The sequence below is a fragment of the Rhodosalinus sp. genome, from assembly GCF_041685465.1.
In the GTDB taxonomy this organism is placed as follows: Bacteria; Pseudomonadota; Alphaproteobacteria; order Rhodobacterales; family Rhodobacteraceae; genus Rhodosalinus.
Genome location: NZ_JAWLFS010000136.1, coordinates 1 through 8,187, shown reverse-complemented (window position 1 = coordinate 8,187; position 8,187 = coordinate 1). Strand labels below are relative to the sequence as shown.

5 protein-coding genes and 1 pseudogene are annotated in these 8,187 nt (G+C 70.6%); 3 read left to right on the top strand and 3 right to left on the bottom strand.

What is annotated here, in order from left to right; all coding sequences use genetic code 11:
• Positions 1 to 182: pseudogene (locus ACESL7_RS10090) on the bottom strand (hypothetical protein); the annotation flags it as partial.
• A 227-nt stretch (positions 183 to 409) separates the two neighbouring features.
• Here ACESL7_RS10090 and ACESL7_RS10085 point away from each other — a divergent pair.
• The 3 genes from ACESL7_RS10085 to ACESL7_RS10075 are packed head-to-tail and all read left to right on the top strand — an operon-like array spanning position 410 to position 5,689.
• Complete coding sequence (locus tag ACESL7_RS10085) at positions 410 to 1,762, top strand: efflux RND transporter periplasmic adaptor subunit (RefSeq protein ID WP_372893198.1); 1,353 nt, start codon at positions 410 to 412, stop codon at positions 1,760 to 1,762.
• Positions 1,759 to 5,421: an efflux RND transporter permease subunit gene (locus tag ACESL7_RS10080; RefSeq protein ID WP_372893197.1), complete on the top strand. Its 3,663-nt coding sequence runs from the start codon at positions 1,759 to 1,761 to the stop codon at positions 5,419 to 5,421. The genes ACESL7_RS10085 and ACESL7_RS10080 overlap by 4 nt, the downstream gene beginning before the upstream one ends.
• Before the next feature lie 10 nt (positions 5,422 to 5,431).
• Entirely contained in the window at positions 5,432 to 5,689 is a 258-nt protein-coding gene (locus ACESL7_RS10075; RefSeq protein ID WP_372893196.1) for a GlsB/YeaQ/YmgE family stress response membrane protein, read from the top strand.
• Positions 5,690 to 5,839: 150 nt separating this feature from the next.
• Here the strand turns inward: ACESL7_RS10075 and ACESL7_RS10070 are convergent, their stop codons facing one another.
• Both ACESL7_RS10070 and ACESL7_RS10065 read right to left on the bottom strand, forming a co-directional pair.
• Positions 5,840 to 7,669, bottom strand: coding sequence for an ABCB family ABC transporter ATP-binding protein/permease (locus ACESL7_RS10070; protein WP_372893195.1), 1,830 nt, complete (start codon positions 7,667 to 7,669; stop codon positions 5,840 to 5,842).
• A gap of 59 nt (positions 7,670 to 7,728) precedes the next feature.
• Positions 7,729 to 8,187, bottom strand: a 459-nt coding sequence (locus ACESL7_RS10065) for a LysM peptidoglycan-binding domain-containing protein (RefSeq protein ID WP_372893194.1), incomplete at its 5' end; no start/stop codon positions are given.

Here is an 8,187-nt window from a genome sequence, read left to right as displayed (position 1 = left end):
TCGCCCGTGGCGCGCGCACGCTCCGTCGCCTGTGCCTTGCGCCACTCGTTCCAGCCGGCGCCCCCGACAAGGACGAGCACCGCGAGCACGGCGATCCAGCCATAGCGCCGCATCAGCGCGAACATGCGGTCGCGCCGCACCTCCTCGGCGACTTCCTCGATGAAACTGTCGCGCTCGGTCACGGTGCCCCCTGCGCTGGCCTCCGCCCCTCTTAAACGCTGGGTGGGACGGTGCCAAGGGCATGCACGCGCCATAGGCGCCGCCCCGCGCGGCCCGGCAATCTTGCGGCACTGCGGCGGAATCTCTAATCTGAACCGGTCGGTTCAGCGTATAGCATCACGACACGAGACACGAGGCCCTGCGCGACCGCCTGCCGCGCGCGAGACGGGGCCGGCATGAAAGGCCGAAGATGCGATTGATCCCCGCCCTGACCGCGCTGCTCGTCCTTGGGACGCTCTACCTCGTGGTGATGGAGCGCGAGGCGCTGGTGCGCTTTTCGCAGGGCGAGCGCGTGACGCTGGCCGAGCTCAACCCGCTTGCGCCCGACCCGGTGCCGGACAGCGATGGGACGGACAGTGATCCGGACGCATCGGATGACACGGGACAGGCGCCCGAGGGCGAGGCGCCGCAACAGGCATCCGGGGCCGAACCGACGCCCGCGCCGGACGACGCGGAGGGCGAGGCGCCCGACCGCGTCGCGGTGGTGGCCATGCGGTCGGCCGCACGCGAGATCGACAGCGCCGTGCAGCTGCGCGGCGAGACGCAGGCTGCGCGGGAGGTGAGCCTGCGCGCCGAGACCTCGGGGCTGGTGACGTCCGAGCCGCTGCCGAAGGGGACGCGGGTCGAGACCGGCGAGGTGCTGTGCCGCCTCGACCCCGGGGATCGCGACGCGGTGCTCGCCGAGGCGCGCGCCCGGCTGGCCGAGGCCGAGGCGCGTGCACCGGAAGCGCGCGCCCGGCTGGCCGAGGCCGAGGCCCGCCTCGAAGAGGCCGAGCTGAACGCGACCGCGGCGGTGCAGCTTTCCGAGGGCGGTTTCGCCTCGCGCACGCGGGTCGCCTCGACGACGGCCGCCGTGCGGTCCGCCGAGGCGGGCGTCGAATCCGCGCGCAGCCAGCTCGAAACCGTGAAGGCGAACATCGAGGGTGCCGAATCGGCCGTCGATTCGGCCGAGACGGAAATGGAGCGCCTGGAAATCCGGGCGCCGTTCGCCGGCGTGCTCGAATCGGAAACCGCCGAGCTCGGAAGCCTGCTGCAGCCCGGCGGGCTCTGCGCCACGGTGCTCGGTCTCGACCCGATCCGCCTCGTGGGCTTCGTCCCCGAGACAGAGGTCGAGCGCATCGCGGACGGCGCGCGCGCCGGCGCACGCCTCGTCACCGGACGGGAGCTCGAGGGCGAGGTGACGTTCATCTCGCGCTCGTCGGATCCGACGACACGCACCTTCCGGGTCGAGATCACGGTGCCCAACGCGGATATTTCCGTCCGCGACGGGCAGACCGCCGAGATCGTGGTCGAGGCCGACGGGGCGATGGCGCATCTCCTGCCGCAGTCGGCGCTCACGCTCGACGACGATGGCACCCTCGGCGTGCGCACGGTGACGGACGAGGAGACCGCGCGCTTCGTGCCGGTCACGCTGCTGCGCGACACGGTCAACGGCGTCTGGGTGGAGGGCCTGCCGGAAACGGCCGACGTCATCACGCTCGGTCAGGAATACGTCACCGACGGCGTGCCGGTCGAGGCCACCTACCGGGAGGCCACGCAATGACCGGCATGGTGACCTGGGCGGCCGACCGCGCGCGGATGGTGCTGGCCTTCATCGCGCTCACGCTGATCGTGGGGGGCTTCGCCTATGTCTCGCTCCCGAAGGAGGGCGAGCCCGACATCGAGATTCCGGCGCTCTTCGTCTCGGTCAACTTCCCCGGGATCTCGGCCGCGGACGCGGAACGGCTGCTCGTCAAGCCGATGGAGACCGAGCTTTCGGACCTCGACGGGCTGAAGGAGATGTCGGGCACGGCGGCCGAGGGCTATGGCGGCGTCGCGCTGGAGTTCGAGTTCGGCTGGGACAAGTCGGAGACCATCGCCGACGTGCGCGACGCGATGAACACGGCCGAGGGGCAGTTCCCCGAAGGCTACGACAAGTATTCGATCAACGAGATCAACTTCTCCGAGTTTCCGATCATCATCGTGAACCTCACCGGCCCGGTGCCGGAGCGCACGATGTTCCGCGTCGCCCGCGACCTGCAGGACGAGATCGAGGCGCTCGACCCGGTGCTCGAGGTGGGCGTCGCCGGCGAGCGCGAGGAAATGCTGGAGGTGGTGATCGACCCCCTCCGCCTCGAAGCCTACAACGTCACCGCCGACGAACTCATCAACGTGGTGCGCAACAACAACCAGCTCATCGCCGCCGGCGAGGTCGAGAGCGCGCAGGGCGCCTTCGCGGTCAAGATCCCGTCGAGCTTCGACGAGGCGCGCGACGTCTACGACCTGCCGGTGAAGACGAACGGCGACCGGGTGGTGACGCTCGGCGATCTGGCGACGATCAACCTGACCTTCGAGGACCGGGAGGGCACGGCCCGCTTCAACGGCGAGTCGACGGTCGCCCTGCAGGTGATCAAGCGCAAGGGCTTCAACCTGATCGACACCGCCGACCGCGTCGAGGAGGTGATCGCGGCCGAGCGCGCCGACTGGCCCGACGAGCTGCGCTCGGCGGTGCAGATGGGCACCTCCAACGACCAGAGCCGCACCGTCGCCTCCATGGTGAGCCAGCTCGAGGGCTCGGTGCTGACCGCGGTCGCGCTGGTGATGATCGTCGCGCTCGCCGCGCTCGGCACGCGGGCGGCGCTCCTGGTGGGCTTCGCGATCCCGACCTCCTTCCTTCTGTGCTTCGCCTTCCTCGCGATCATGGGGGTGACGATCTCGAACATCGTGATGTTCGGCCTGATCCTCGCGGTGGGGATGCTCGTGGACGGCGCGATCGTGGTCGTGGAATACGCCGACAAGCGCATCCGCGACGGCGCCGGTCCGATGCGCGCCTACGTCGAGGCCGCGCGGCGGATGTTCTGGCCGATCGTGAGTTCCACCGCCACGACGCTCTGCGCCTTCCTGCCGATGCTCTTCTGGCCAGGCGTGCCGGGGGAGTTCATGGGGATGCTGCCGGTCACGCTGATCTTCGTGCTCTCGGCCTCGCTCGTGGTGGCGCTGATCTACCTGCCGGTGATGGGCGGCGTGACGGGCCGCGTCAGCCGGATTTTCGCGCGCGCCTCGGACGGGCTGCGGGCGCGCACGCCCTGGCTGGTGCGCGCGGCGCTGGTGCCGGTGGCGCTTTACGGCGTCTTCCTGGGCGCGATGCAGGTGCTCAATCCCGGCTACCTCTTCGGGGGCACGCCGCCGCCCCTGCCCGGTGCCGCGGCCGCGCTGCCGGGCGCCGCGCTCTTCCTCGTCTCGGCCATGGCGGCCTCGATCACGCTCTCGGCGGCGCGGGTCGAGTTCGCGCCGCGCCGCATCCGCGCCGGGCGCCGGCGCACGCTCTTCGGCGGGCTCATCCGTCTCGTGACCGGCAACCCGGTGATGCCGCTCCTGACCCTCGCCGGCGTCGGCGTCGTGGTGGTCAGCGTCTTCATGTACTACGGCGAGAACAACAACGGCGTCGATTTCTTCGTCGAGACCGAGCCGGAGCGCGCGATCGTCTACGTCAAGGCGCGCGGCAACCTCAGCCTCGCCGAGAAGGACGACCTCGTGCGCCAGGCCGAGGAGATCGTGATCGCGCACCGCGGCGTGCGCTCGGCCTTTTCCTTCGCGGGCGAGGGCGGGCTCAATTCCAACACCGGCGGCGCCGAGGCGCCCAAGGACACCGTCGGGCAGGTGCAGTTCGAGACGATCCCCTGGGAAGAGCGGCGCTTCGATCCCTCGCTCGACGGCAACGTGGTGCTGGCCGAGCTTTCCGAGCAGCTCGATCGGCTGCCCGGCATGGAGGCCGAGATCCTCGAGGCGGCGCAGGGGCCGGCGGACGCCAAGCCGGTGCACCTGCGCCTCAAGGGCGACGACCTCGACGCGCTGGTGGAGGCCGCCGGCGCGGTGCGGGCGAAATACGACGCGCTGCCCGGGCTGACCCTGATCGAGGACACGCGCCCGCTCCCCGGCATCGACTGGCAGATCGACGTCGACGTCGAGAAGGCGGGCCGCTACGGCGCCGACGTGGCCACCGTGGGCGCGATGGTGCAGCTCGTGACGCGGGGCCTTCTGCTCGACACGATGCGGGTGCCGACCTCCGACGAGGAGATCGAGATCCGCGTGCGCCTGCCGGACCAGGACCGCGTCCTCTCGACACTGGACACGCTGCGCGTGCGGACCGAGGACGGGCTGGTCCCGCTCGCGAACTTCATCACGCGCCAGCCGGTGGAGAAGCTCGCCGAGATCACCCGCGTCGACCAGACCCGCCACCTCGACGTGAAGGCCGACGTGGAGTCGGGGCTCGTCACGGTGACGGCGGCGGACGGCGCAGACCTCGGCACGATGCCGTCAGAACAGGCGGAGGCACGCGTCGCCGACGCCGACCCGGGCACGTCCTGGGCCGGCGCGCGGATCGCGCCGGTAAACGCGAACGAGCGGATCGATAACCTGACCGAGTGGCTGGAGACCGAGGCGGAGCTGCCCGCCGGCATCGATTGGGAATGGACCGGCGATCAGGAAGAGCAGCAGGAATCGGGGCAGTTCCTGATGCAGGCCTTCGCGGGCGCGCTGGGGCTCATGTTCATCATCCTGCTCGCGCAGTTCAACAGCATCTACAACTCGGTGCTGGTGCTGCTCGCCGTGGTGCTCTCGACCACGGGCGTGCTGATCGGGATGCTGACGATGAACCAGCCCTTCTCGATCATCATGACCGGAACGGGCATCGTCGCGCTCGCCGGGATCGTCGTGAACAACAACATCGTCCTGATCGACACCTATCAGGACTACGCCCGCTACATGCCCCGGATCGAGGCCATCGTGCGCACCGCCGAGGACCGCATCCGCCCGGTGCTGCTAACGACGATCACCACCATGGCCGGCCTTGCGCCGATGATGCTCGGCATCAGCCTCGACTTCATCGGCGGCGGCTACTCGATCGACAGCCCGACGGCACTCTGGTGGAAGCAGCTCGCCACCGCGGTGGTCTTCGGGCTCGGCGTGGCGACGGTGCTGACGCTCGTCGTCACGCCCGCGCTGCTCTCGGTCCGCGTCTGGATCACCTCCTACGCCATCTGGCTCGCGCGCGCCCTCGCCTGGGCCGGGGCCGGCCGGTCGAGCCGGGCGGCCCGCGACTGGGCGTTGCGGCGCGCCGCGCGGCGGGTCAAGGCCCCGACGATCCTCTGGGACGAGGGGCCGACCCCCGCGGACGGTGCACCGCCCTACGTGCCGGCCAAGCCGCTGCGCGCGGCCGAATGAGGAGGCGCCGATGATGGGGTTCGACAGCGGTCTCGCGATGCTTCTGACGGGGCTGGTCGCGGGCTGGCTCGCGGCGCGACTGGTCCGTGGCGGCGGCCTCGGGCTGATCGGCAACATGGCCGTCGGCGTCGCCGGGGCCTTCCTCGCCGGGGTGATGCTGCCGGTGCTCGGCTTCGGTCCGGGCGGCGGCATCTTCGTCACCATCCTGCAGGCGACGCTCGGCGCGGTGGTGCTTCTCGTGATCCTGCGGCTCGTGCGGTCGGGCTAGCAAGCGGGGCGGTCGTCCGCGTCCACGCGATCCGCGCCCCGCTTCGGATGCCGGGGGCCACGGCGCGCGAAATCGGGTCCCGGCCTTGCGCGACTTGTTCGACGGCGCCCCCGCGGCCCGGGCTCTGCGCCGGGCCGACATGACCTTGCGTCACGCGGCGCGTTCGGATTTCTGACGCGCCCAGAGCCGGGCATAGCGCCCCTGCCGGGAAAGCAGGGCGTCGTGCGTGCCCTCCTCGAGGATGCGGCCCGCATCCAGCACCACGATGCGGTCGGCGTCAGCCACGGTCGAGAGCCGGTGCGCGATGGTCAGCACCGTCCGCCCTTGCCCCGCACGGCGCAGAGCCTCCTGGATCTCGGCCTCCGTATCGGTGTCGAGCGCCGAGGTCGCCTCGTCGAGAAGCAGGATCGGCGGGTCCTTCAGGAGCGTGCGCGCGATGCCGACGCGCTGTTTCTCCCCGCCCGAGAGCTTGAGCCCCCGCTCGCCCACCTGCGTGTCGTAGCCCTCGGGCAGCGCGGCGATGAAGTCGTGGATCTGCGCGGCCTTCGCCGCGGCGACGATCTCGGCCTCGGCGGCGTCCTCGCGTCCGTAGGCGATGTTGTAGCGGATCGTGTCGTTGAAGAGCACCGTGTCCTGCGGCACCACGCCGATCGCGGCGTGCAGGCTCTCCTGCGTGACCTCGCGGATATCCTGCCCGTCGATGCGGATCGCCCCCCCGGTCACGTCGTAGAACCGGAAGAGAAGCCGCCCGATCGTCGACTTCCCCGCGCCCGAGGCCCCGACGAGCGCCACTTTCTCGCCCGCGCCGACATGCAGGTTGAAATCGCGCAGGATCGGCCGCGCCGGGTCGTATCCGAAGGCGACATGGTCGAAGACGACCTCGCCGCGCGGCACGGCGAGCGCCCCGGCGCCGGGGCGATCGGTGACATCCGTCGGCTGGTCGAGCAGGCGGAACATCTCGCCCATGTCCACGAGGCTCTGCCGGATCTCGCGGTAGACCGTCCCGAGAAAGCCGAGCGGCATGGTGATCTGGATCATGTAGGAGTTGACCATGACGAAATCGCCCACGGTCAGGGCGCCGCGCTCGACCCCCACCGCGGCCATGACCATGACGATCACGAGCCCCGCGGTGATCAGCAGCGTCTGCCCGAAGTTCAGGAAGGCGAGCGAATAGGCGGTCTTGAGCGCCGCGGTCTCGTAACCCTCCATGGAGCGATCGTAGCGCGCGGCCTCCCGGCCCTCGGCGCCGAAGTATTTCACCGTCTCGTAGTTCAGGAGCGAATCGATCGCCTTCTGGTTGGCGTCGGTGTCCTGATCGTTCATCTCGCGCCGGAGGCGCACGCGCCATTCCGTCACCTTGAACGTGAACCAGACGTAAAGCGCGATCGTGACGGCCACGACGGCGAGATACCACGCGTCGAACATCACGAAGAGCACGCCCGCGATCAGCGCCAGCTCGAGGATCAGCGGCCCGACCGAGAACAAGAGAAACCGCAGCAGGAAATCGACGCCCTTCACGCCCCGCTCGATGATCCGGGAAAGCCCGCCCGTGCGCCGCGTCAGGTGGTAGGAGAGCGACAGGCGGTGGATATGCGTGAAGGTCTGAAGCGCGATGCGGCGCAGCGCGCGCTGGCCGACGCCCGCGAAGACCGCGTCGCGCAACTGCTGGAAGCCGTTCGACATGAGCCGCGCCATGCCGTAGGCGACCGTCAGCCCGACCGCGCCGAGCGCGAGGTCGGAGACCCCCTCGCCCGAGAGCGCGTCCACCGCCTGCTTGTAGAGCATCGGCGTCCCGACCGCGATCAGCTTCGCCGCGAGCAGCAGCAAGAGCGCGCCGACGACCCGGCGCTTCGCCCAACCCTCGCCCGGCGGCCAGAGGTAGGGCGCGACCCGCCGGATCACCGCCCAGCCCGTGCGCCGCTCGCGCCGGGCTTCGTCGGCGGCGGTCTCCGGTTGCGGGGCTGTGACGTCGGCGGGCATCGCGATCCTCCTTGCCCGCCGCACCTAGCCCGTCCGCGCGCGCGCGGCCAGAGCCCGCGTCACCGTGGAACGGTGAAGACCTGCCCCGGATAGATAAGGTCGGGGTCGCGGATGCGGTCGCGGTTGGCCTCGAAGATTCGCACGTAGAGGATGCCGTCCCCGTAGTTGCGCTGCGAGATGCCCCAGAGCGTGTTGCCCCGCTGCACGGTGACGACGCGGCGGCCCTCCTCGGCCGCGTCGGCGCTCGCCTCCGCGAGGCGCGCGGGCGAGATGCGCTCGAACGGCGTCTCGAGGCGGGAGGTGACCTCGCCCGACGCGTCGATCGCGTCCAGCCGCATGGTAAAGACACCCGTCTCCACCTCGGGAAGTTCTGCGCGCCATGCGCCGTCCGGTCCGACGGGCACCGTCGTGACGGGGCGATTGTCCAGGTAGACGCGGACGAAGGCCGCGGCGTCGCCGCCCTGACCGGCGAGCTGCGGCACGCCGCCCTCGTCGTACGCGATCGCGTCCACCGACAG